This is a genomic window from Apilactobacillus apinorum (assembly GCF_001281175.1).
In the GTDB taxonomy this organism is placed as follows: domain Bacteria; phylum Bacillota; class Bacilli; order Lactobacillales; family Lactobacillaceae; genus Apilactobacillus; species Apilactobacillus apinorum.
In genome coordinates this window covers 124,096-147,624 of record NZ_KQ440396.1, presented here as the reverse complement: position 1 = coordinate 147,624, position 23,529 = coordinate 124,096, and the positions used below count along the sequence as shown (strand labels likewise).

Below are 23,529 nucleotides of genomic sequence, written 5' to 3'. Positions count from 1 at the left end.
TAAAATGGTACGTAAGTTAATCGGAATCGATTTAGGAGGTACAACAACTAAGTTGGCTTTCTTAACTGATAGCGGTGAAGTTTTAGACAAGTGGGCTATTACCACTGATGTAAGCGCTAACGGTGAAAAAATTGTTCCAAATATCATTAACTCTATCACTAAAAAGATGGAGGACTCTGATCATAAAATTGATGATTTTATCGGGATTGGAATGGGAACCCCAGGTTCTGTAAATAGAGAAGATGGAACAGTTATTGGTGCATACAACCTTAACTGGAAAACAACTCAACATATCAAAGATCAAATTGAAAAATCATTAGGATTACCATTTGCTCTAGATAACGATGCAAACGTTGCTTCACTTGGTGAATACTGGAAGGGTGCCGGAAGTAAGGACTCTGATGTTGTTTTTGTAACACTTGGAACGGGTGTTGGTGGTGGAGTTATCGTTAACGGTGAACTAGCACATGGTGTAAACGGTGGTGCTGGAGAAATCGGTCACATTACTGTAGAACCAGGTGGATTCGAATGTACTTGTGGAAAGAAAGGTTGTTTGGAACAATATGCTTCAGCTACTGGAGTTGTTAAAGTTGCAAAACATCTTTCAGCAGAATTCACTGGTCAATCAAGATTAAAAGAAATGATTAACAGTGGCGAAGAAGTTACTTCAAAAGTAGTTTTCTTCTTAGCTGATAATGGTGATATTTTTGCTAACCAAGTAGTAGATAAGGTATGTTACTATTTAGGTTTAGCTTTAGCCAATGTTGGTAACACATTAAATCCTGATAACATTGTTATCGGTGGTGGTGTTTCTAATGCAGGTAACACTTTACTACAACCAACTACTAAGTATTTCCAAGAAAATGCATTTAGACCTGTTAGAGATTCTACTAAGATTCGTTTAGCTCAACTAGGAAACGACGCTGGGGTAATTGGTGCAGGATCATTAGCATTAAGAAATATTAATAAATAATATAAATAGGGGCGTTGTTATAAATGTTTTCATCCATGATTTTAATCATTATCATATTGGCTGCTATTCTTGTATATAACTTAATTACAAGAATTAGAGCTAATAGAGTTGCTACCTTTGTTGATGAAGATCAATTCAAAGAAGGCGGTCATCGAGGTCAAATCGTTGATTTAAGAGAAAATCGAGATTTCGAATCTGGACATATTCTTGGTGCAAGAAGTATTCCTTATTCAACAATTAAGATGTTCTATAAAAACATTCGTAAAGATATGCCCGTATACCTATATGACCAAGGTAAAACTTTAAGTATAAGAACTGCTATTTTACTTGGTAAAAATGGTTACAAGGATATTTACATTTTGAAATCTGGTTTCAGAAATTGGAATGGAAGAACAAAGAAGTAAAATAAAAAACACTTTGCATTTAGCAAAGTGTTTTTTTGTTTCTAGTTTAAATGAGCAGAACGTTGTTTACGAACAACTCTTCTTCTGTTTTCTTCTAATTTGTCAGCATGACCTTCAACTGGGTCAACAACTTTTTTCTTGAATGAGAATAAAGCTCCCGCAACGGCACTTGATGTTGCTAAAGCACCAACGAAAAATCCTTTTGCAAACTTTTTCATTACAAAGCCTCCTATTGAATTATTGATATACATCTATATTATGCTTTTTTTTAGTGCAATTATCCAGTCTTTATTATATTTTAATTCAATATTTTATATGCTAAACTAAGATAAGCAGAAATGGTGGGATATAGAATGCATAAAGTATTAGTAATTGTTGGGCCAACAGCAGTTGGAAAAACCAGCTTATCAATTAAACTAGCTAAAAAATTAAATGGTGAAGTAATTTCTGGTGATTCAATGCAAGTTTATAGAAAACTTGATATTGGTACGGCAAAGATAACTAATGATGAAATGGATGGAATTCCACATCACTTAATCGATATTTTAGATGTCAATGAAGAATATTCTGCTGCTGAATTTGTTAAATCTGCCAATTCTTTGATAGAAGAAATTACTAAAAGGAATAAATTACCTATTATTGTTGGAGGTACGGGCTTTTATATTCAAGCTTTATTAGATGGCTTAGTGTTAGGCGGAGAATTTGATAGTGACCAAGCTTACCGAGATAAATTGCATCAATTTTCAATTGATAATGGTAGTAAAGTGTTGTGGGATAAATTAAATGATATTGATCCCAAAGCTGCTGATAAAATTCCCAAAAGTAATGAAAGGAGAATCATTAGAGCGCTTGAAGTCTATCATCACACAGGTGAATTGTTTTCTGAACAGAATAATAAAGAAGTTACATTGGACTCATATGTAATCGCACTGAATACTGATCGACAAGTTTTATATGATCGAATTAATCAAAGAGTTGATTTGATGATTGAAAATGGATTAATTGATGAGGCTAAATGGTTATGGAACCAACCTAATGATGATTTACCAGCGCTTAAAGGAATTGGCTACAGAGAATTTTCCGGATACTTTGATAATCAAAAAGATTTAAATAGCGTGGTGGATTCGATTAAGCAAGATTCGAGACACTATGCGAAAAGACAGCTAACGTGGTTTAGAAATAAAATGAATGTAACGTGGTATGACACAATTTCTAACATGGATAGTGAGAAAAAGATAGAAAAAGATGTTTCAAACTGGCTAAATAAATAAAAATATAAATAATATGTAAGAAGTTATGACATAACGTATTGACATTAGCTTAAATAATGTTATTATTATGTTGTTAGAAGGAGTTAGATATGAAAGAAAAAGATTTAAGACGTTCGCTTTCAGTTCTTCCGATTGGAACCGTTATGAAGTTAACGAGCTTGACCGCTAGACAAATTAGATATTACGAAGAACAAGGATTGGTTTTTCCTGAAAGAAATGACGGGAACCGTCGTATGTATTCTTTGAATGATATCGATGTAATTCTTGAAATTAAGGATTATTTAGATGAAGGTTTGAATATTTCTAAAATTCAAGATATATACAAAAAGCGTAAAGAAACTAACGAACAAAATGGTACTTCTAAGGAATTATCTGATCAAGAAGCGCGCAAGATTTTATCTGACGAACTTTTAAACATCGGAGGATTAAATTCCAAAGATGCTGAAAATAATTCTTTTTAACTAATTTAATGTTGAATACGTTAGGAGTAGGTATATATGGCTACAAAGCATGATTATTCAAAAGACGATATTCGTCGAATTGTTAAAGAACAAGATGTTAAGTTTTTACGTTTAATGTTCACTGATGTTTTAGGAACATTAAAAAATGTTGAAGTTCCAATTAGTCAACTAGATGATCTATTAAATGACAAGATTATGTTTGATGGATCTTCTATTGAAGGATTCGTAAGAATCGAAGAAAGTGATATGTATTTGCATCCTGATTTAACTACATGGATGATTTTCCCATGGAGTACTGAACGTGGAAGAATTGCTCGTGTGATTTGTGAAGTTTACAAACCAACTGGTGAACCTTTTGAAGGAGACCCTAGAAATAACTTAATTCGTGTTCTAAAAGACATGAAAGAAGCTGGTTTCACTTCATTTAATATTGGTCCTGAACCTGAATTTTTCCTATTTAAGATGGATGAAAACGGCAAACCAACAATTAACCTAAACGACCAAGGTAGCTATTTTGATATGGCACCACTTGATTTAGGTGGAAATTGTCGTCGCGAAATCGTTCTTACTCTTGAAGAAATGGGATTTGACGTAGAAGCAGCTCACCATGAAGTTGCTCCTGGTCAACATGAAATTGATTTCCAATACGCAGATGCATTAAATGCTGCTGACAATATTCAAACATTTAAATTAGTTGTTAAAACAATTGCTAGAAAATATGGACTATATGCTACTTTCATGCCAAAACCTTTAAGTGGTATCAATGGTTCGGGAATGCACTTAAACATGTCATTATTTAACGATGATGGTGATGTATTCTACGATGAAAATGGTGAATTAAAGTTATCTGAAACTGCTTACCATTTCCTTGGTGGATTAATTAGACATGCTAAGAGTTATACTGCAATTTGTAACCCACTAGTTAACTCATACAAACGTTTAGTTCCTGGTTACGAAGCTCCAGTATACGTTGCTTGGTCAGGTTCAAACAGATCTCCATTAATTCGAGTACCAAATGCTAGAGGTTTGGCTACTAGACTAGAGCTTCGTAGTGCAGATGCTTCTGCTAACCCATACTTAGCTATTGCTTCTGTTCTGGAAGCTGGACTAGATGGATTGAAAGATGGCATCGTTCCTCCTAAGAGTGTAGATAGAAATATTTACAGAATGGATGAAGATGAAAGAGAAGAAAATGAAATTGTTAACTTACCAGATGATTTATTAGACGCATTAGATGAATTATCATCTGATGAAACGATGAAGAAAGCATTGGGAACTAAGATCTTTAACAGTTACTTAGCTGCTAAACATCTTGAATATGATGCTTATAGAGCCCAAGTGTCTGATTGGGAACGTAACCAATACATGGAAAAATACTAATAACTAACGAAAAAAGTCGGAATTTTTAATTCCGGCTTTTTTGTTTTCAATAAGATATTGAAATGATAAAATCTTATAAGAGGTGTTGGAATTGTTAAACTTAGAAAAAATGATGCAACAATCAATAACTAGATTTAATTACATGGGACAAAAGCGAGAGTTGTTGATTAATGGTAATAACAAGAAGCAAAAAATATTTATTAAAATTGATACCGGTTTATCTAATTTAGCTACCGATTCAAAAAGATTTTCTGTTTATACATACGAGCAAGGTCAAATAGATCCTAATAGTTATAAGATTGCTTTACTTGATGATTTTGTGGAAATATTAAGTTTTACATTGCTATATGCCAATATTTGTAATTGGCCTGATGTAATTATCGATAGCCAAAAAGATATCGATAAGATTGCTAATTTGAAACCGGATTCTGATTTTAATCAGGTCTACTTATCAATCAAAAAAATGATGTTTAATGCTTTTTATAACCACTCAAAAAATGATTTTAAGTTCTTTTGGAAAATGCTTCTAAAGTTTATTTTAGTAGACTTTAATGCCAATGCAGATGAGTTAGTTAAAAGATTCGAAGAATTTACCGATATAAGATAGTTAATATTATTTTCTGAAAATCATATTGACACGTTGTTTATAATTAGATATAATATTTTTTGTTGATTATTGATGTCGCGATAGCTCAGCTGGATAGAGCAACGGTCTTCTAAACCGTAGGTCGAGAGTTCGAATCTCTCTCGCGACATTAGAATAAATTGTTGGAGGCATATCTTTTAGATATGTCTTTTTTCTTGACTAAAACTTTAAAACTATGTATACTTACTTTGTTGTATTTGTGGACTTTCACAGCTACAACCGCACGAAATGAGTATTAAGTCTCTATTGAGCGCTTACTTTCGGCGAGTCTAAGCATATTATTCAAGGAGGTGCACATTATGTACGCAATTATCGTAACAGGCGGAAAGCAATACAAAGTTGCTGAAGGTGAAGCAATCTACGTTGAAAAGCTAAACGCAAACGAAGGTGAAAAGGTTACTTTTGACCAAGTTGTTTTCGTTGGTGGTGACTCAGCTAAGGTTGGTACTCCACTTGTAGACGGTGCTTCAGTTGAAGGTACTGTTGAAAAGCAAGGCCGTGGTAAGAAGATTACTATTCTTCGTTACAAGCCTAAGAAGGGTTCTCGTTCTAAGAAGGGTCATAGACAACCATATACTAAGGTTATTATTGACTCAATCAAAGCTTAATAAGGGAAAATCAGATGATATTAGCAAGTATTAATCATGATAAGGATGATCGAATTACTGGATTCAGTATTACAGGTCATGCTGATTCAGGTGAGTACGGTAAAGATATTGTATGTGCTGCCGTTTCAGTTCTTTCCATTTCAACTGTAAATGGTATTGACGGTGTCGCACATGTCACTCCTATTATTAAGAGTAACGATGTCGACGGTGGTTACATGGAAGTGTCTATACCGGAAGCTAATTCAGATGAAGATGAAATTGCTGCACAAGCAATTTTACTAACATTTCAAAATGGAATGCTAGATATTTCTCAAAGTTATGCTGATTATATTAAATTAGATATTATTAAAGATTAAATTGTACGGAGGTGTAATTCCTATGTTAGAAATGAATTTACAATTCTTCTCTCACCATAAAGGGGGAGGTTCAACAGCCAATGGTCGTGACTCTGCTGGTCGTCGTCTAGGTACAAAGGCTGCTGATGGTTCAAAAGTTACTACTGGTTCAATCATTTACCGTCAACGTGGTACTCACATTTACCCAGGTAAAAACGTTAAGCGTGCCGGTGATGATACTTTATTTGCTCTAGTTGATGGTGTTGTACGTTTTGAACGTATGGGCCGTAGCAAGCGCCAAGTTTCAGTATACCCAGTATCTGAAGCAGTTGCTAAGTAATTAGTGAATAATGTATAAAAAGCCTGATTTAAATTCAGGCTTTTTTTATTACCAAAGACTTATTTAATTAAATTTTACATGATACAATATATATAACAGTTAGAATTGCAATCATATGATTGTGATTACAAGTAATTAATATTATTAGGAGGAGTTTTAATTATGGCAACTATTTCAACTGCCCAATTTAAAACAGGATTAACAATCGAAGTTGATAACGCTATCTGGCGTATCATTAACTTCCAACACGTAAAACCAGGTAAGGGTGGTGCGTTCGTTCGTACTAAACTTAAGAACCTAAGAACCGGTGCTGTTCAAGATAAGACATTCCGTGCTGGTGCTAAGATGGAACAAGCACAAATCGATACTAGCAACATGCAATACTTATATGAAGATGGTGCTGGTTACGTATTTATGGATATGGAATCATACGAACAAATTACTGTTCCTGGTGACAAGATCCAAGATGCATTGAACTACCTACAAGAAAACATGGATGTAAGTATCGTTCAATACCAAAATGAAGTTATCGGTATCGAAGTGCCAAACACTGTTACTTTAGAAGTTTCAGAAACAGAACCAAGTATTAAAGGTAACACAGCTTCTGGTGGAAGCAAACCTGCTACTATGACTACTGGTTTAATTGTACAAGTACCATTCTTCGTTAATGCTGGTGACAAACTAGTTATTAATACTAGTGATGCATCATACATTTCAAGAGCTTAATAGATAATTATTAATCTGTTTTTATCGATTGGAGGGAAATTCTATGGCAGAACAAACTGATGTTTCTTTAATTAAAGCTAGTTCCGAACTAGGAGATATTAAGATATCACCTAACGTATTAGAAATTATTGCTAGTATTGCATCCGTTCAAGTTAACGGTGTAAAACGTATGCGAGGTTCATTAGCAACTAGTGTCAACGAATTATTTGGACGTAAAGAATTTGGTAAAGGTATTAAATTAAACTTTAAGGATGATAAACTTATCGTTGATGTTTATGTGTACTTAAACTACGGAGTTTCCGTTCCTAAAGTTGCCTTAGAAATTCAAGAACAAGTTAAACAACAACTTCTATTTATGACAGAACTTGATTTAGGTGAAGTTAACGTTCATGTAGAAGGTATTGTTCCCGAAAGAATTGATAAAAAAACTGAATCTAATAATTTATTGAATAGCAACAGTAGCGATAAGGGTGAAAAATAGTGGAATTTACAAGACATAAAATAAGAGAGTATGCATTTCAAACATTGTTTGCTATTAATGCGAATGATACAACCGATAAAGAATTATTCTTCCATGCTATCTCAAGAACAAATGAAGATGAAAATATTCCTGAATACTACAATACGTTAGTTGATGGAGTCATTGAAAATAAGGATAGTTTGGATAATAGTATCATCTCATATCTTGTTTCCGGTTGGTCAATTAATAGAATCGCTAAAACTGATTTAGCTATTCTAAGACTTGCGTTTTTCGAAATTAATTACGTTGATGATGTTCCTGCTAAGGTAGCTATCAACGAAGCATTAGAATTAACAAAGAAATATAGTGATGATCACTCTAGAAAATTTGTTAATGGTGTTTTATCAAATACCATTGCATAAAAAAGGATTTGCAAATTTTGCAAATCCTTTTTTAATACATAAAGTCTTTTCAGTATGCTAAAATAAAGATGAAATTAATTCTTTGGAGGTTTTTTACGATGGACAACATTATTGATGGAAAAGCATTAGCAAAAAAAGTTAATCAAGAAACTGCATCTATGGTTGAAGAGTTACATAGTAAGGAAATTGATCCATGTTTAGCTGTAATACTAGTTGGTGATGACCAAGCTAGTCATAGATATGTTCGTAGCAAGCATAAAAAGGCACAACAACTAGGAATTAAGTCAATCGTAAAAGAATTGCCTAAAGAAACAACAGAGAAAGAACTATTAAACATTTTAGACGAATATAATAATAGTGAAGAAATTGATGCGATTTTAATCCAATCACCACTTCCAAAACATATTAATGAAAAATTCGTTATGAGCCAAATCAATCCGAATAAAGACGTTGATGGTTTTCAAGTTATTAATTCTGGAAAACTATTTTTAAATGATCAAAGCAATTATCCTGTTGCATGTACACCAAAGGGTGTTATGACAATGTTTGATGAATACAATATTGAACTAAAAGGGAAAAAAGCGGTTGTGATTGGTAGAAGTATAATTGTTGGTAGACCAATGGCCGCATTATTAATTAATGCCGGGGCAGAAGTCACAGTCCTTAATCATTATGTCGATAACATGAAAGAATATACATGTGATGCTGATATCGTTGTTTCAGCAACCGGGAAATTACATACATTAACCGCAGATGATGTTAAAGAAGGCGTTGTAGTAATTGATGTTGGTCAAAACGTTGATGAAAACAATAAATTAGTGGGTGATGTGGATTATGATTCAATTAAAGAAAAAGCATCATACATAACACCAGTACCAGGTGGAGTTGGTCCAATGACCATCGCTACTTTGATGAGACAAACAGTTGAGTTAGCTAAATGGAGTGATATTAATGGATAATGATTATCTTACGGTAACAGATTTAACAAATTATATAAAAAAGAAATTTGATCGAGATCCTTATCTAGGTAAGGTTTATTTGACTGGTGAAATTTCTAACTTCAGACTAAGACCAGTGCATCAATATTTTAGTTTGAAAGATGATAACGCTAAAATTAGCGCAATTATGTTTAAATCTGCTTTTAGTAAGATTAAATTCAAACCTGAAGAAGGAATGAAAGTCTTAGTAACCGGAAGAATATCACTATATGAAGCAACTGGGAATTATCAGATTTATATTGAAAGTATGGAACCAGATGGTGTTGGTGCATTATATCAAGCCTATGAACAATTAAAAAAGAAATTGTCAGCTGAAGGATTGTTTAATGCTCCTAAAAGAACTCTTGAAAAATATCCGAAGAAAATCGCTGTTGTAACCTCTCCTAGTGGAGCTGTTATTAGAGACATTATTACAACAGCTAGAAGAAGATATCCAATTGCTCAAATTGTATTGTATCCTGCGGTAGTTCAAGGAACCGCCGCCGCTGAAGATATTGTAAGACAAATCAAAAGAGTTAATCAAAAAGGCGATTATGACACTCTTATTATTGGTCGTGGTGGTGGATCTATTGAAGATTTATGGCCATTCAATGAAGAAATAGTTGCTAGAGAAATCGCAAATAGTAATATCCCAGTTATTTCATCAGTAGGTCACGAAACAGACACAACAATTGCTGATTTAGTTGCCGATGTTAGAGCGGCTACACCAACAGCAGCTGCTGAGTTAGCTGTTCCTGTTTTGACAGATGTTATTACTGATATCAAAAATAATGAAATTAGAATTGTTAATGCTTATAAAAATAAGATTATTCAGTTACAACAAAGATTAAACAAGATTACTAGTTCATATATTTTTAAACAACCAGAAAGATTGTATGATTCTTATGTTCAAAGAATTGATATGTTAAATGAGAGATTAAATAATGCTCTTCAACAAAGTATTAATTCTGCAGACAAGAGAATTAATGATTTAATTTATAACTTAAAAATCAATTCTCCTAAAAATAGGATTAATGAACAAAAACAGATTTTAAAAGTTGAACAAAAGCAATTATTAAGAAATATATCGTTGCTTTTGGAAAATAAGGATAATAAGGTTAAACAATTGATTAGTTCTTTAGATCACTTAAGTCCACTAAAAGTTATGTCTAGAGGATTCAGTTACACTACCGATAGTAATGGTAACGTCATTAAGAAGATTTCAGATGTAAAAAAAGATGATGAAATCCAACTTAAATTAATTGATGGAACTGCTAAAGCAACCGTAAATGAAATTACAAAGGAGAGTAAATAATGGCTGAAAAAGTAAGTTTTGAAGAAAATATGAAAAATCTAGAAATGATTGTTTCTGAATTAGAACAAGGAGATATTCCTTTAGAAAAAGCACTTAGTGAATTTCAAAAAGGGGTAAAACTAAGCGCTGAGCTACAAGATACTTTAAAGAATGCTGAAAAAACATTAGCAAAAGAAATAACTGACGATGATAAAGAAGTTGCTTTTGAAGAGTCAGAAAGTGACGAAAAGTAATGAACGATTCAGCTCTTTTGAATAATTTTGTTAATGAGTATAAAAATAGAATTGAATTAACAATTGAAAAGGAAGTTTTGAAGGATGTTAGCCAAAGTGACCTGTCAGAGTCAATGCTATATTCATTAAAAGCTGGTGGAAAGAGATTACGCCCGCTATTAACTTTAGCTGTTTTAAAAACTTTCAATCATAAGATAGGTGAAGATGAATTAAAAGTTTCCAGTGCACTGGAACTTCTCCATACATATTCTCTAATCCATGATGATTTACCCGCTATGGATAATGACGATTTAAGACGTGGAAAAGCAACTAATCACGTTGTATATGGTGAAGGGTTGGCTACTTTAGCTGGTGATGCTTTGCTTACTTTAGCATTTCAATGGTTAACTGATAATAATTTAACGGATGCCAAAAAAGTGCAATTAGTGTTAGAACTATCTAAAAAGGCAGGACCTGCAGGGATGGTTGCTGGACAAGCTATTGATATTCTTAATGAGAATAAACCATTAACACTTGATCAAATTAAGCACTTACATGAGCAAAAGACCGGTGATTTAATCAGATACGCTTTAATTGCCGGTGGAATTATGTCTGATTGTGAAAGTGAAGTTATTCATCTTTTGGATGATTTTGGTGCGGATTATGGACTAGCGTTCCAAATTTATGACGATATTTTAGATGTTACTTCTAACACAGAAGATTTAGGAAAGCCGGTCCACCAAGATAGCGTAAAAAACACTTATACTAACCAACTAGGTTTGGATAAGTCATATGAATATTTAGAAGACACATTAGATCATAGCAAAATGATTCTAAAGAAGATTAGTGATTTAAATGGTATTGATGTTTCATTGCTAATGTCTTTTCTAGATTATTTTAATATCGAAAAATAGGGGTAATTTAGCAATGCAAAAAGAAAGAGTAGATGTTCTACTGGTACAACAAGGCCTTTTTGATACTAGAGAAAAAGCTAAGAGAGCTGTAATGGCAGGTGAAGTACTAGGAAAAAATGAAGAACGTTTAGATAAACCAGGTGTTAAAATTCCAATTGATACAAAACTACATCTTAAAGGAAAACCAATGCCATACGTTAGTAGAGGTGGGTTAAAGCTTGAGAAAGCTCTAAAAGTTTTCAATTTGGATGTTAAAGGAAAAACAGTTCTTGATATTGGGTCATCAACTGGTGGATTTACTGACGTAATGTTGCAAAATGGAGCTAGGATTAGCTACGCTTTGGATGTTGGAAGTAACCAATTAGTATGGAAATTAAGAGAAGACCCAAGAGTCGTTGTAATGGAACATACTAATTTTAGATATTCCAAACTTGAAGATTTCAAAGATGGTCAACCAGAATTTGCGTCCATTGATGTATCATTTATTTCACTTCACTTGATTTTACCTGTCTTAAAAGATATTCTAATTGAAAATGGTCACGTAGCAGCACTAATAAAACCACAATTTGAAGCAGGCAGAGATAAGATTGGTAAGCATGGAATTGTTAGAGATCCTAAGGTACATGCAGAAGTATTAGATGATATTATCAAATTTGCTGTAAAGAGTGGTTATTCTGTTGAAGGACTTGATTTCTCACCTATTACTGGTGGAGAAGGAAATATCGAATTCTTAGTTGATTTAAAGTCTGTTGACAATCCATCAATTAATCCAGACATTTCAATTGAACAAACAATTAAAAATGCCGAAGAATTAAAGTAACGAAAGGGAGTCTTCTAATTGCTTGAACACTTATCAATTCATGATTTTGCGATTATCGACCATTTAGAAATTGATTTTTCAAATGGGATGACTGTTCTTACAGGGGAAACTGGTGCAGGTAAGTCAATCATTATTGACGCTGTCGGTTTATTAGCTGGTGGAAGAGGATCACAAAACTTTATTAGAACTGGAAGCAACAAGCTTCTTATACAAGGTCTTTTTGTATTTCCAGAAGATGGATTAACATATCAAGTTTTAGATGATATGGGAATCGAACACAGTGATAACAGTGTGATTTTACAACGTGAAATCTATCGCAATGGTCGAAATATTTGTCGTGTCAATGGAATGATTGTTAATACAGCGATGTTAAAAAAGGTTGGAGAGACCATTGTTGATATTCATGGTCAAAATGAACATCAAGAGTTAATGCAACCCGAAAAGCATGTTCACTTGCTGGATGAATTTGGTAAGAAAGAAATTAAAGACTTGTTGATCCAATACCAAGAAACGTTTGATCATTATCAAACGCTAAAAGCATCAATTAACGAAAAAAGAAGTAATGAAAAAGAATGGTCACAAAGACTAGATATGCTTGAATTTCAAGAAAACGAAATTAGTAATGCTAATTTGCAAATTGGTGAAGAAGAAGAACTTGTTAGTCAAAGAGATCATTTATTAAATTACCAAAAAATCGTAGATGCACTTAACTTAAGTTTTAGTGCAATCAACGGTGATGATAATATTAATCCATTAGATATTATTGGTGAAGCTAAGAACTCAATGGAATCAATTGAAGAAGTTGATCCTCAATTTAGAGAAATATCAGATAATATTAAGAATGCATTTTACTTATTACAAGATGCTTCTGATAATATTTCTGATCAACTAGATTTACAAGAGTTTGATCAAGGTAAGCTGGAAGAAATAGAAGAAAGATTGAACACTATTTACGTTTTAAAACGTAAATATGGAGATTCAATTGAGCAGGTATTAAATCATTACCAAAACGTTGTTAAAGAACTTTCAACAATGCAAGCTGATCAAAGTACTGGAGAAAATCTTAATGAGCAGTATGAATCAACTTTAAATCAATTGACAACACTGGCTGATGAGTTAAACGTTAAAAGACATAAAGTCGCAACTAAACTGGAAAAATCAGTCCATGATCAACTATCTGACTTATATATGGCAAAGACAGAGTTCAAGGTTAATTTTGAAAAATTACCAATTGGTGAATTTCACTCTTATGGGAACGAAAGAGTTGAATTTTACATGAGAACTAATCCAGGCGAAGCAATGTTACCACTAGCCAAAATTGCTTCAGGTGGTGAACTTTCAAGAATTATGTTAGCTCTAAAGACTCTATTTACAAGTGTTCAAGGGGTAACATCAATTATCTTTGATGAAGTTGACACCGGTGTTTCAGGTAGAGTTGCTCAAGCGATTGCCGAAAAGATTAGTAAGATTGCTCAAAAGTCTCAAGTTTTATGTATTACCCATTTACCTCAAGTGGCAGCGATGTCTGATCATCACTACTTTATTGAAAAGAAAATTGAAAAAGATAGAACTATGACCAGTATAGTTAAATTATCAGTTCAAAAAAGGGTTCAGGAGTTGGCAAGAATGTTATCGGGAACAACAGTTACAGATTTAACATTACAACATGCTAATGAATTATTGAAATTGGCTGATGAAACAAAAAAATAGTTTGAAAAATTCGTAAAAATAGACCATAATAGAAGTATTATAAATTTTTGAGGGGTTTTAGAATGGCTAAAAGAGGAATGTTAATTGTTCTTTCAGGTCCTTCCGGTGTAGGTAAAGGAACTGTTAGAAAAGCCTTATTTAATGAAGAAGATGTAGACTTCAAATACTCAATTTCTATGACTACTAGAAAGCCTCGCGAAGGCGAAGTAAATGGAAAAGATTATTTCTTTGTTACTAAAGAAGAATTTGAAGATCACATTAAGAATGGTGAAATGCTTGAATATGCTAAGTATGTTGATAATTACTATGGCACACCATTGAACTATGTTAATCAAACTTTAGATGAAGGACATGACGTCTTTTTAGAAATTGAAGTAAATGGTGCAATGCAAGTTAGAGCAAATTGCCCAGAAGCAGTTTTCGTATTTCTTACCCCACCAGATTTAGTGGTATTAAAAAATCGTTTAATTGGCCGTGGAACTGATGACATGGATGTAATTGACAAACGAATTCAAACCGCTGTTTCAGAAATCAAAATGATGAGAAATTATGATTATGCTGTATTGAACGATAAAGTTGAAAATGCAGTTGATCGAATTAAAACTATTGTAAATAGTGAAAGACTTAAAGTGAACCGTGTTATGCCGGATTACTTATCAATGTTAGGAGAAGAAGATTAATGTTATTATACCCATCTGTAGATAAACTACTTGAAAGAGTTGATTCAAGATATTCTTTAATTATGTTAGCAAGTAAACGTGCACATGATATTGATGCAGGTTCACCATTACTTTTGAATGAATACAAATCAAGAAAAACTATTGGTAAGGCTTTTGAAGAAATTGCTGATGGTAAAGTTGAATTAACTAGAGATAAAAAATAATTAATTGAAACCTTTGCAGCAGTGCAAAGGTTTTTATTTTGTTTTTTTGTTACAATATACTTATTAGAAACTATGAAAAAATAGGAGGTTACAAGATGAAAAACATGAAAATTGCTCTTTATGTTACAGGTAGCATTGCTGCATACAAATCACTAACGTTAGCAAGACTATTAATAAAAAATGGTGCAGATGTTCGAGTTGTAATGAGTAATGGTGCTCAAAAATTTGTAACTCCACTTGCATTCCAAACTTTAACTAAAAATAATGTATTTATTGATACATTTGATGAACCTAACCCTAAAGAAATTACTCATATTGATATTGCTACATGGTCAGATCTAACTATTCTCGCTCCCGCAACAGCAAATACAATCGCTAAAATGGCTAATGGGATTGCTGATGATGTTGTATCAACAACGTTACTAGCTACTCCGACCAAAAAAATCGTTGTACCAGCAATGAATAATAACATGTGGGATAACTGTTCAACGCAACGTAACATTAAGCAATTAGAAGATGATGGAATTTATATCCTATATCCAACTTATGGTTTTTTGGCTGAAGGTTATGCAGCTAAAGGTAGAATGATTGAGCCTGAAGAAATTATTCAAAAAGTACAACAAATTGTTGCACAAACTGAAATATTATCCGGAAAAAAGATTTTAGTTACAGCGGGCGGAACTAGTGAACCAATTGACCCCGTTAGATATATTACTAATAGATCTTCAGGAAAAATGGGTTATGCAATTGCTGAGGCGTGTGCTAATGCTGGTGCAAAAGTAAAATTAATCACTGCTTCAGACATGAAGATATCGCATCCAAATATTGAAATTGAACCAGTGATAACATCTAACGATATGTTGGAAGCTGTAAAAGGCAGTTTTGATAGTACTGATGTTTTAATAATGGCGGCTGCTGTTTCTGATTATAAATCTGAAATTGTAAGTGACCAAAAGATTAAGAAGAACGGTGACTATTTAGAACTTAGACTAAAGAAAACACCGGATATTTTAAAAGAAATATCTAAACAAAAAAACAATCAATTCATCGTCGGATTTGCTGCAGAAACACAAGACTTGATAGCAAATGCAACTAAAAAATTAGAATCTAAAAAATTAGATTTATTGCTAGCTAATGATGTTAGTAACGATAAAATCGGTTTTAATAGCGATGATAATCAAATTTCATTTATTGATAAAAATGGCGTCTTTGAAAAAACAAATATTGAATCAAAAGCTTCTATTTCAAGTAAGTTAGTTAAAATCTTAAGCGAAAGATTAGATTAAAGTGGAGGGGGAATTAGCTTGAATTTAGCAAAAGTAATTGTTGATGTACCAACTATGCAAACTAATGACCCATATACTTATTTAATACCGGATGAATTATCAGATAAAATCCAAAATGGAATGAGAGTGATAGTTCCTTTTGGTGCAGGTGGTAGAAAAATCCAAGGAATCGTTGCTGATATTGATCATAATGGCGATTTTGATGGTGAATTAAAGGAAATTGATGGACTGTTAGATTTAGACTCAGCATTAAATGATGAATTACTATCAATGTCTAAATGGATGGCTAAAAAGACCTACTCGTTTCAAATTAGCTGTATTTTAACGATGCTACCAAGTGTTATGAGAGCTAAATACGAAAAAGAACTAATCATCAATGATAAGCAAGACGTAGATGACGAAGTGTTGTCGTTGTTTGATGGAGCTAATTCGATTGATTTTAAGGTTGAAGATATTGATTCAACAATTCTAAGAAAAATCATTCAATATCGAAAAGAAGATAAATTAACCGTTAGATATAAAGTTAATGATAAAGCTAAGGCTAAAAAGGTTTATGCTGTTAAACCAATTATTAATTCAAACCAAGCCCAAGATGAGCTAGATAAACTTAGAAAAAATTCAAAAAATTTAGCTAAATTATTAGACTATATTATTAATAATAATGAAGTGACGATTACTCAAAGAAAATTAGTAAATGATTTTAATATTCCTGAATCAACAATCAAATCAGGAATTGAAAAAGGTTGGTTAACTAGATTTTGGCAAGAAGAATATAGAAATCCATATGAACAAGAAGTTAAGCCTAATTATCCTTTGAAGCTTAATGGTGATCAGCAAAAAGCTGTAGATTCAATCAGTGAAGCAACAAATAATGAACAAAGTGACGTCTTTTTATTAGAAGGGGTTACTGGTTCAGGTAAAACTGAAGTTTATCTACAAGCTATTCAAAAAGCACTAGAGAATGGAAAAACAGCTTTGATGTTGGTTCCTGAAATATCTTTAACACCGCAAATGGTTAAGCGTGTTAAAGGAAGATTTGGTAACAAGGTTGCAATGCTACATAGTGGTCTTTCAAGCGGTGAAAAATATGATGAATGGCGTCGAATCAATAATGGTGAAGCAGATGTGGTGGTAGGAGTTAGATCCGCCATTTTTGCTCCATTAAATAATATTGGAATCATTATCATGGATGAAGAACATGAAGCAAGTTATAAACAAGATGATGCGCCTAGATATCACACTAGGGATGTTGCAAAATGGCGTTGTGATTATCATAACTGTCCATTGGTGTTGGGAAGTGCTACGCCAAGTTTAGAATCAAGAGCTAGGGCTACTAAAGGGGTTTATAAGTTACTTTCATTACCGAAAAGAATTAATAATCAATCTCTTCCAGAGGTAAGAATCATTGATATGAAGGAAGAAATTAAAACCACCGGGGATGAAGATTTCTCTCAAGAACTTTTAGCAGCGATTAATAATCGACTACAGAAGAATGAACAAATCGTATTGATGTTAAATAGACGTGGGTATTCGTCTTTTGTAATGTGTAGAAGTTGTGGTTTTGTATTACACTGTCCTAATTGTGATATTTCTTTAACTTTACACATGGATAGTAGAACCATGAAATGTCATTATTGTGGCCATGAAGAACCAATTCCTAACAAGTGTAAAAACTGTGGTAGTAAAAAAATCCGTTACTATGGTACGGGTACTCAAAAGGTACAAGAGAAATTACAAAACTTGGTTCCCAATGCTAGAATTTTAAGAATGGATGTTGATACAACTAGAAGAAAAGGTGCCCATGAAAAAATTCTGCAAAAATTTGGTAACCATGATGCTGATATCTTATTAGGAACTCAAATGATTGCAAAAGGTTTAGATTTTCCAAATGTAACATTGGTTGGTGTTTTAAATGCTGATACTTCTCTAGATTTACCTGATTTCAGATCTAGTGAAAGAACCTTTAACTTATTAACCCAAGTAAGTGGACGCGCAGGAAGAGCTGATAAAGAAGGATTAGTATATATTCAAACATTTAATCCAGATCACTATGCAATCAGATTGGCTCAAAAGCAAGACTACGAATTGTTTTATCGTAAGGAAATGTCAGTAAGGCATCAAACTAATTATCCGCCTTATTTCTTTACCGTTAAAATTACAGCTTCAGATGTAAACGAAGCTAAAGCTGCAGCTAAAATGTTTGAAATTCAAAAGATTCTAAAAGCCAAGTTAAGTGATCAAGCATTAATGTTAGGACCATCACCTAGCTCTATTTTAAAATTAAAAAATAAATATTATTATCAAATAATTATTAAATATAAAAACGAGCCAAATTTAAGTGAATGCTTAAATTATATTTTGAACCATTATCAAAAAGATGCTCAAAAAGGATTGTATGTAAATATTGATCCAGATCCATTGAATTTTATGTAAGGATGTCGATAGTTAATGAAAACAGTTGTATTTATGGGAACCCCTTCATTTGCGGTCCCAATTTTAAACGGAATAAATGATAGTGATGAATATCAAATTAAAGCGGTAGTAACTCAACCAGACCGACCTTTTGGTAGAAAAAGAGTTTTAAAACCATCACCTGTTAAGGAAGCGGCCCTTGAACTAGGAATTGAAGTTTTACAACCAGAAAAAATAAGTGGTAGCGAAGAAATGACTAAAATTATTGAAATCGCGCCAGATTATATTATTACCGCTGCTTTTGGACAATTTTTGCCGGAAAAATTATTAAATGCTGCTAAAATTGCGGCGGTTAATGTCCACGGTTCATTATTGCCAAAATATCGAGGCGGAGCACCAGTACAATATTCATTAATTAATGGAGATAAAGAAACAGGAATCTCTATTATGTATATGGTTAAAAAAATGGATGCTGGGGATGTTTTAAGTCAACAACCATTAAAGATTGAATCAGATGATGATACCCAATCATTATTTGATAAATTAAGTATTATTGGTAAAGACTTATTATTAGAAACGTTGCCTAAAGTAGCCAACGATAGTATTACTCCTGTTCCTCAAAATGAAGATGAAGTAGTATTTTCTCCAAATATTACTCGAGAACAACAAGAATTAGACTTTAATAAATCAGCCTTTTTAGTTGATAGAAAAGTCAGAGCATTAAGACCTTCTCCTAATGCATTTGCAATTTTAAATGGCGTTAGAACTAAATTTTGGGAAACTAAGCCAACTGATGAAAAGACTGATTTACAACCAGGTAGTGTTGTAGAGAAAACTAAAAAGACATTAAAAATTGCCTGTGGGAATCAATCAGTCTTAGAAATATTAGAACTTCAACCATCTGGTAAACCAAAGCAAGAAATCAATGCTTTCTTAAATGGAGCAGGACAACCAATTAAACAAGGGGATATGGTGATCACCAATGCCAACAAGTAATCCAAGACTATTAGCTGTTAAAACACTTAGCAAGATATCTAATGGTGCATATTCAAACCTACAATTGAATCAAGTAATTGAAAATAGTGATTTATCTTCAAAGGATATTGGACTGCTAACAAACATTGTCTATGGGGTAATTCAGCATAGATTAACGTTGGAATATTATCTAAATCATTTCTTGAAAAATGCTGATAGGGTTGATGATTGGGTTAAGGAACTATTATACTCGGCCATTTATCAAATGGAATATCTAGATAGAGTTCCTGATAGAGCAGTTTTTAATGAATCAATTAAGATTGCTAAAAAGATGGGACATGATGGAATTAGAAGACTTGTTACAGGAGTATTGCATCAAATTCAAAGAAATGGCCTTCCAGATTTTAATGAAATTAAAGATCCAATTGAAAAGCTTTCCATTGAGTATAGTGTTTCTGAATGGATTATTAACGAGCTAATAGATCAGCTAGGAAAAGATAAAGCTCTATCAATTTTAGCAAGCATTAACGAACCCTCTAAACAATCAGTTCGTTTTAATTCTAAATTAATAACTAAGCAAGAATTAGTTAAAAAATTAATTGATGAAGGTTATGAGGTTGAAGATAGTAAATTAGTGAAGTCAGGATTGATTTTATCTAAGAAGTCTGCAAGTTATAGCCAAACTTTCAAAGATGGTGAAATGACAATTCAAGACGAGAGCGCCATGCTTCCGGTTGAATCAATGGACATTAATTCAAGCGATAATATATTAGATGCCTGTTCTGCTCCAGGTGGAAAAACAACCCAAATTGCTGAACATTTAAACGTTAATGATGGTGGACATGTGACGGCTTTGGACCTACATGATAGTAGATTAAGACAAGTTAAAAAGAACGCTAAACGACTATCCGTGAGCGATGTTTTATCAACTAAAGCATGTGATGCTAGAAAGTTAGATGACTTTTATGAAGACGGTTCATTTGATCAAATTTTAATTGATGCACCATGTTCTGGAATTGGTTTAATTCGTCGTAAACCAGAAATTAGATATGAAAAGACAATTAACGATGTTAATAAACTAGCATCGATTCAAATTGATATCTTAAATTCTGCCGCAAAGAAATTAAAAGTTGGTGGAAAGTTGGTTTACAGCACTTGTACAATCTTAAATCAAGAAAATTCAGATGTGATTGATAAGTTTTTATCTGAAAATAGTAATTTTAAAAAAGTACCAGTTGCATCTAAAATGGATGTAAAATTAAGTGATGATTATTTGAGAATTTTTCCTGATGATTTTAACTCAGATGGATTCTTTGTATGTAATTTAGTTAAAACTGGAGGTGAATGATGATGGAAGTTGCTGCAAATTCAGTTATTGGTAAGCAAAGAACAAGTAATGAAGATTACATTGGTTATTTTTATAACAGTCAAAATGCTATGATTGCTATTTTAGCTGATGGTGTTGGTGGAAGTAATGGTGGTGATATTGCTGCCTCCATGGCAGTTGATTATATTGGTAATCAATTTGAAAATTATAAAATAAAATCGATAAGCGAAACCAAAGAATGGCTTAGTGAGATTATTAAGAACATTAATAGTCAAATTATTGAAATTGGTTTGCATGATGAAACTTTAAGCAATATGGCTACAACCATTGTAGTTGCATTGTTTTTTGGCAATCAATTTATGCTAACTCATTTGGGGGATAGTCGATGTTACTTACTTAGAAATGAAAAATTGCAGCAACTTACTATTGATCATTCATATGTTAATTTTTTAGTTGAAAAAGGTGAACTTAATCCCGAAGAAGCAGCTAGTTCAGAAATGAAGAACGTAATCGTTAAGGGATTAGGTGTATCTTCTAACGCTGAGGTTGATATTTCTACGATTCAAATAAAACCAAACGATGAGCTATTAATATGTAGTGATGGACTAACTAAAATGATTGATAACAATGAGATTCAGTCAATATTACAAAAAAGGATTTCTACGAAACAAAAGTTAGACACGCTTATTGACAACGCTAATGATAATGGTGGATTGGATAATATATCAGCAATTGTAATTAATAATTTGTTAGGAAGTGATCATCTATGAAAAAAGGATTTATTCTAAGTGATCGCTACGAAATTATTGATAAAATTGGTGAAGGTGGGATGGTAAATGTTTATTTATCAAAAGACCTTAAAGAAAATCGATTAGTTACTATTAAAATTATTAGACTTGATTTCCAAGGCAGTCAGAAAGCAAAACGTCATTTTAAGTTTGAAAAATTAGCTATTAATAAACTAAACAGCGATCATATTGTTCAAGTTTATGATTTAGACCGTTCTGATGATATCCAATATTTAGTAACGGAATATGTTGAAGGATATGACTTAAAACGATACATTCAAGAGCATAATCCTATTTCTACTACTGAGGTTATTTCCATTATGAGTCAGTTAATAGATGCTGTGAATGAAGCCCATCAACATGGTATTATTCATCGTGATTTAAAACCACAAAACGTGTTAATTGATAAAAATGGAGTGGTTAAGGTTACTGATTTCGGAATTGCTTTAATTGAAAATCAGATTCCGTTTACGCAAACAAATGCAGTTGTTGGATCGATACATTATATTTCTCCTGAACAGGCATTAGGAAAAAAAGCAACCAAGCAATCGGATATCTATTCTTTAGGAATTATATTGTATGAATTATTAACAGGAAAAGTTCCGTTTGACGGGGAATCTCCATTAAATATTGCAATGAAGCATACGGATGAAGATATTCCGTCTGTGATTGAGCAAAATCATAATGTAAGTCAAGCCTTGGAAAATGTTGTTATTAAAGCGACAGCTAAAAAACTAGATGATCGATATAACAATGTTTTAGAAATGAAAAATGATTTACTTACTTCAATGAATAAAGATAGAATTGATGAACCCAAGTTGCATTTTATATCGCCAAAAAGAGAAATTGATAATGGCGAAACAAAAGTGCTGAACTTAAACGATTTAAAAAAATATAAAGACGATGATTATCAAGAAGATAATAGTAACAACAATCATATGATGTTGAAACAACTATCGTTAATCTTAGTTCTTTTGATATTTTTATCTGGAATATTTCTTTTCTTTAACTACACTTTCTTTACTAGGGTATCTGTTCCTAATGTCGAGAATTTAACTTTAAATCAGGCCAAAAAAGAGCTTAAAGACTCACATCTATTAGTAAGCAAAGTTAAATATGTTTATGATAGCGAAGTTAAAGCTAATCATGTTATTTCAACTAATCCAGGAACTGGAACAAAAATGATCAATCATTCAAGTATCGCACTAACTGTTAGTAGTGGATATAAAAAGGTAAAGGTTGATAATTATGTTGGAGAGTCGATTGATATAGCTGCTGGTAGATTAGCTAAATTAGGTTTTCATGTTCAACAATCTTATCGATACTCTACTGAATTTAAGTCTGGAACTGTTTTACAACAAAGTATTCAACCACGGACTGTGGCTAACCCACAAAAAGATATTATCACTTTAACTGTTTCCATTAATACCAAGACATTTAAAATGGCTAATTTAATTGGTATGACAGAAGCAGAAGTTAAACGATATGTTAAACAAAATAATTTAAATGCTAAGTATTTTTATGAAAAAAGTAGTAGTCAAAAAGCAGGACGAGTTTATCAACAAAATCCTACGACGGGACTAGAAACTAAGTATGGTGATAATATTGAAATTTGGATTTCTAAAGGAATTCAAAATAGTAAAAATCTAAGCCATAGCGTTGACGTTACTTTAACGATACCATTTAAGGATAATGGAAACGGTAAAAATAAAATAACCATTTTTGCTAATCAAAACGGTGAAGATGAAAAGGTTTATCGAACCTTTTATATTAAACAAAGTACAAAAATAACAATTCCATATAGCTTGAAGGCACATCAACATGCTAAATATAAAGTATATAGGGATGGCCAGTTGATAATGAAGTAATGAATTGTATAATAAT

The 23,529-nt window shown here is 32.5% G+C and carries 27 protein-coding genes, 1 tRNA gene and 1 other annotated feature; of the genes, 27 read left to right on the top strand and 1 reads right to left on the bottom strand.

What is annotated here, in order from left to right:
* The first annotated feature begins 4 nt into the window (after positions 1-4).
* Positions 5-973 (top strand): ROK family glucokinase, encoded by a 969-nt coding sequence (locus RZ74_RS03435; RefSeq protein WP_053950058.1) that lies wholly within the window; start codon positions 5-7, stop codon positions 971-973.
* 23 nt (positions 974-996) lie between these two features.
* Positions 997-1,377, top strand: coding sequence for a rhodanese-like domain-containing protein (locus RZ74_RS03430; RefSeq protein WP_053950057.1), 381 nt, complete (start codon positions 997-999; stop codon positions 1,375-1,377).
* 41 nt (positions 1,378-1,418) lie between these two features.
* Here RZ74_RS03430 and RZ74_RS06870 read toward each other — a convergent pair whose 3' ends face one another.
* Positions 1,419-1,595: a DUF3042 family protein gene (locus RZ74_RS06870; protein ID WP_083437155.1), complete on the bottom strand. Its 177-nt coding sequence runs from the start codon at positions 1,593-1,595 to the stop codon at positions 1,419-1,421.
* A 135-nt stretch (positions 1,596-1,730) separates the two neighbouring features.
* Here RZ74_RS06870 and miaA point away from each other — a divergent pair, with 135 nt between their 5' ends.
* The 25 genes from miaA to pknB all read left to right on the top strand — a co-directional run bounded on the left by miaA (position 1,731) and on the right by pknB (position 23,513).
* Positions 1,731-2,648, top strand: coding sequence for a tRNA (adenosine(37)-N6)-dimethylallyltransferase MiaA (gene miaA / locus RZ74_RS03425; protein ID WP_053950056.1), 918 nt, complete (start codon positions 1,731-1,733; stop codon positions 2,646-2,648).
* Positions 2,649-2,737: 89 nt separating this feature from the next.
* Positions 2,738-3,109 (top strand): MerR family transcriptional regulator, encoded by a 372-nt coding sequence (locus tag RZ74_RS03420; protein WP_053950055.1) that lies wholly within the window; start codon positions 2,738-2,740, stop codon positions 3,107-3,109.
* A gap of 36 nt (positions 3,110-3,145) precedes the next feature.
* The gene (gene glnA / locus RZ74_RS03415) at positions 3,146-4,489 is read left to right on the top strand and encodes a type I glutamate--ammonia ligase (RefSeq protein ID WP_053950054.1); all 1,344 of its coding nucleotides are present in this window, start codon (positions 3,146-3,148) and stop codon (positions 4,487-4,489) included.
* Between the two features lie 91 nt (positions 4,490-4,580).
* Positions 4,581-5,096: a hypothetical protein gene (locus tag RZ74_RS03410; RefSeq protein ID WP_053950053.1), complete on the top strand. Its 516-nt coding sequence runs from the start codon at positions 4,581-4,583 to the stop codon at positions 5,094-5,096.
* A gap of 74 nt (positions 5,097-5,170) precedes the next feature.
* Positions 5,171-5,244: transfer RNA gene (locus RZ74_RS03405), tRNA-Arg, on the top strand.
* 98 nt (positions 5,245-5,342) lie between these two features.
* Positions 5,343-5,416: a sequence feature (ribosomal protein L21 leader region), on the top strand.
* Between the two features lie 18 nt (positions 5,417-5,434).
* Entirely contained in the window at positions 5,435-5,743 is a 309-nt protein-coding gene (rplU, locus tag RZ74_RS03400; protein WP_053950052.1) for a 50S ribosomal protein L21, read from the top strand.
* A gap of 14 nt (positions 5,744-5,757) precedes the next feature.
* Positions 5,758-6,099 carry a ribosomal-processing cysteine protease Prp gene (locus RZ74_RS03395; protein ID WP_053950051.1) on the top strand — a complete coding sequence of 114 codons (342 nt, stop codon included), beginning with the start codon at positions 5,758-5,760 and terminating at the stop codon, positions 6,097-6,099.
* Positions 6,100-6,121: 22 nt separating this feature from the next.
* Entirely contained in the window at positions 6,122-6,418 is a 297-nt protein-coding gene (gene rpmA / locus RZ74_RS03390) for a 50S ribosomal protein L27 (RefSeq protein WP_034531059.1), read from the top strand.
* A gap of 162 nt (positions 6,419-6,580) precedes the next feature.
* On the top strand, positions 6,581-7,144 hold the full coding sequence (efp, locus tag RZ74_RS03385) for an elongation factor P (RefSeq protein ID WP_053950050.1): 564 nt from the start codon (positions 6,581-6,583) through the stop codon (positions 7,142-7,144).
* A 43-nt stretch (positions 7,145-7,187) separates the two neighbouring features.
* Positions 7,188-7,625 carry an Asp23/Gls24 family envelope stress response protein gene (locus RZ74_RS03380; protein ID WP_053950049.1) on the top strand — a complete coding sequence of 146 codons (438 nt, stop codon included), beginning with the start codon at positions 7,188-7,190 and terminating at the stop codon, positions 7,623-7,625.
* The gene (gene nusB, locus RZ74_RS03375) at positions 7,625-8,026 is read left to right on the top strand and encodes a transcription antitermination factor NusB (RefSeq protein WP_053950048.1); all 402 of its coding nucleotides are present in this window, start codon (positions 7,625-7,627) and stop codon (positions 8,024-8,026) included. The genes RZ74_RS03380 and nusB overlap by 1 nt, the downstream gene beginning before the upstream one ends.
* Positions 8,027-8,124: 98 nt before the next feature.
* Positions 8,125-8,985, top strand: a complete 861-nt coding sequence (locus RZ74_RS03370; protein WP_053950047.1) for a bifunctional 5,10-methylenetetrahydrofolate dehydrogenase/5,10-methenyltetrahydrofolate cyclohydrolase — start codon at positions 8,125-8,127, stop codon at positions 8,983-8,985.
* The gene (xseA, locus tag RZ74_RS03365; protein ID WP_053950046.1) at positions 8,978-10,318 is read left to right on the top strand and encodes an exodeoxyribonuclease VII large subunit; all 1,341 of its coding nucleotides are present in this window, start codon (positions 8,978-8,980) and stop codon (positions 10,316-10,318) included. Before RZ74_RS03370 ends, xseA begins: the two co-directional genes overlap by 8 nt.
* The gene (locus tag RZ74_RS03360; RefSeq protein WP_053950045.1) at positions 10,318-10,551 is read left to right on the top strand and encodes an exodeoxyribonuclease VII small subunit; all 234 of its coding nucleotides are present in this window, start codon (positions 10,318-10,320) and stop codon (positions 10,549-10,551) included. The genes xseA and RZ74_RS03360 overlap by 1 nt, the downstream gene beginning before the upstream one ends.
* The gene (locus RZ74_RS03355) at positions 10,551-11,444 is read left to right on the top strand and encodes a polyprenyl synthetase family protein (RefSeq protein ID WP_053950044.1); all 894 of its coding nucleotides are present in this window, start codon (positions 10,551-10,553) and stop codon (positions 11,442-11,444) included. The genes RZ74_RS03360 and RZ74_RS03355 overlap by 1 nt, the downstream gene beginning before the upstream one ends.
* A 13-nt stretch (positions 11,445-11,457) precedes the next feature.
* Positions 11,458-12,264 carry a TlyA family RNA methyltransferase gene (locus RZ74_RS03350; RefSeq protein WP_053950043.1) on the top strand — a complete coding sequence of 269 codons (807 nt, stop codon included), beginning with the start codon at positions 11,458-11,460 and terminating at the stop codon, positions 12,262-12,264.
* Between the two features lie 18 nt (positions 12,265-12,282).
* A complete protein-coding gene (recN, locus tag RZ74_RS03345; RefSeq protein ID WP_053950042.1) occupies positions 12,283-13,974 on the top strand; it encodes a DNA repair protein RecN in 1,692 nt (563 codons plus the stop codon).
* Between the two features lie 62 nt (positions 13,975-14,036).
* Entirely contained in the window at positions 14,037-14,654 is a 618-nt protein-coding gene (gene gmk / locus RZ74_RS03340; protein WP_053950041.1) for a guanylate kinase, read from the top strand.
* Positions 14,654-14,857, top strand: coding sequence for a DNA-directed RNA polymerase subunit omega (gene rpoZ / locus RZ74_RS03335; protein ID WP_053950040.1), 204 nt, complete (start codon positions 14,654-14,656; stop codon positions 14,855-14,857). The genes gmk and rpoZ overlap by 1 nt, the downstream gene beginning before the upstream one ends.
* A 95-nt stretch (positions 14,858-14,952) precedes the next feature.
* A complete protein-coding gene (coaBC, locus tag RZ74_RS03330) occupies positions 14,953-16,143 on the top strand; it encodes a bifunctional phosphopantothenoylcysteine decarboxylase/phosphopantothenate--cysteine ligase CoaBC (RefSeq protein WP_053950039.1) in 1,191 nt (396 codons plus the stop codon).
* A gap of 18 nt (positions 16,144-16,161) precedes the next feature.
* Positions 16,162-18,576: a primosomal protein N' gene (priA, locus tag RZ74_RS03325; RefSeq protein ID WP_083437154.1), complete on the top strand. Its 2,415-nt coding sequence runs from the start codon at positions 16,162-16,164 to the stop codon at positions 18,574-18,576.
* Positions 18,577-18,591: 15 nt separating this feature from the next.
* Positions 18,592-19,551 carry a methionyl-tRNA formyltransferase gene (fmt, locus tag RZ74_RS03320; RefSeq protein WP_053950038.1) on the top strand — a complete coding sequence of 320 codons (960 nt, stop codon included), beginning with the start codon at positions 18,592-18,594 and terminating at the stop codon, positions 19,549-19,551.
* A complete protein-coding gene (gene rsmB / locus RZ74_RS03315) occupies positions 19,538-20,878 on the top strand; it encodes a 16S rRNA (cytosine(967)-C(5))-methyltransferase RsmB (RefSeq protein WP_053950037.1) in 1,341 nt (446 codons plus the stop codon). The genes fmt and rsmB overlap by 14 nt, the downstream gene beginning before the upstream one ends.
* Positions 20,875-21,627, top strand: coding sequence for a Stp1/IreP family PP2C-type Ser/Thr phosphatase (locus tag RZ74_RS03310; protein WP_083437153.1), 753 nt, complete (start codon positions 20,875-20,877; stop codon positions 21,625-21,627). The genes rsmB and RZ74_RS03310 overlap by 4 nt, the downstream gene beginning before the upstream one ends.
* Positions 21,624-23,513 (top strand): Stk1 family PASTA domain-containing Ser/Thr kinase, encoded by a 1,890-nt coding sequence (gene pknB / locus RZ74_RS03305; protein ID WP_053950035.1) that lies wholly within the window; start codon positions 21,624-21,626, stop codon positions 23,511-23,513. Before RZ74_RS03310 ends, pknB begins: the two co-directional genes overlap by 4 nt.
* Positions 23,514-23,529: the final 16 nt, after the last annotated feature.

Coding starts and splice junctions, on each gene's coding strand:
- RZ74_RS03435 (WP_053950058.1), top strand. CDS start 5: ATGGTACGTAAGTTAATCGGAATCGATTTAGGAGGTACAACAACTAAG.
- RZ74_RS03430 (WP_053950057.1), top strand. CDS start 997: ATGTTTTCATCCATGATTTTAATCATTATCATATTGGCTGCTATTCTT.
- RZ74_RS06870 (WP_083437155.1), bottom strand. CDS start 1,595: ATGAAAAAGTTTGCAAAAGGATTTTTCGTTGGTGCTTTAGCAACATCA.
- miaA (WP_053950056.1), top strand. CDS start 1,731: ATGCATAAAGTATTAGTAATTGTTGGGCCAACAGCAGTTGGAAAAACC.
- RZ74_RS03420 (WP_053950055.1), top strand. CDS start 2,738: ATGAAAGAAAAAGATTTAAGACGTTCGCTTTCAGTTCTTCCGATTGGA.
- glnA (WP_053950054.1), top strand. CDS start 3,146: ATGGCTACAAAGCATGATTATTCAAAAGACGATATTCGTCGAATTGTT.
- rplU (WP_053950052.1), top strand. CDS start 5,435: ATGTACGCAATTATCGTAACAGGCGGAAAGCAATACAAAGTTGCTGAA.
- RZ74_RS03395 (WP_053950051.1), top strand. CDS start 5,758: ATGATATTAGCAAGTATTAATCATGATAAGGATGATCGAATTACTGGA.
- rpmA (WP_034531059.1), top strand. CDS start 6,122: ATGTTAGAAATGAATTTACAATTCTTCTCTCACCATAAAGGGGGAGGT.
- efp (WP_053950050.1), top strand. CDS start 6,581: ATGGCAACTATTTCAACTGCCCAATTTAAAACAGGATTAACAATCGAA.
- RZ74_RS03380 (WP_053950049.1), top strand. CDS start 7,188: ATGGCAGAACAAACTGATGTTTCTTTAATTAAAGCTAGTTCCGAACTA.
- RZ74_RS03370 (WP_053950047.1), top strand. CDS start 8,125: ATGGACAACATTATTGATGGAAAAGCATTAGCAAAAAAAGTTAATCAA.
- xseA (WP_053950046.1), top strand. CDS start 8,978: ATGGATAATGATTATCTTACGGTAACAGATTTAACAAATTATATAAAA.
- RZ74_RS03360 (WP_053950045.1), top strand. CDS start 10,318: ATGGCTGAAAAAGTAAGTTTTGAAGAAAATATGAAAAATCTAGAAATG.
- RZ74_RS03355 (WP_053950044.1), top strand. CDS start 10,551: ATGAACGATTCAGCTCTTTTGAATAATTTTGTTAATGAGTATAAAAAT.
- RZ74_RS03350 (WP_053950043.1), top strand. CDS start 11,458: ATGCAAAAAGAAAGAGTAGATGTTCTACTGGTACAACAAGGCCTTTTT.
- gmk (WP_053950041.1), top strand. CDS start 14,037: ATGGCTAAAAGAGGAATGTTAATTGTTCTTTCAGGTCCTTCCGGTGTA.
- rpoZ (WP_053950040.1), top strand. CDS start 14,654: ATGTTATTATACCCATCTGTAGATAAACTACTTGAAAGAGTTGATTCA.
- coaBC (WP_053950039.1), top strand. CDS start 14,953: ATGAAAAACATGAAAATTGCTCTTTATGTTACAGGTAGCATTGCTGCA.
- fmt (WP_053950038.1), top strand. CDS start 18,592: ATGAAAACAGTTGTATTTATGGGAACCCCTTCATTTGCGGTCCCAATT.
- rsmB (WP_053950037.1), top strand. CDS start 19,538: ATGCCAACAAGTAATCCAAGACTATTAGCTGTTAAAACACTTAGCAAG.
- RZ74_RS03310 (WP_083437153.1), top strand. CDS start 20,875: ATGATGATGGAAGTTGCTGCAAATTCAGTTATTGGTAAGCAAAGAACA.
- pknB (WP_053950035.1), top strand. CDS start 21,624: ATGAAAAAAGGATTTATTCTAAGTGATCGCTACGAAATTATTGATAAA.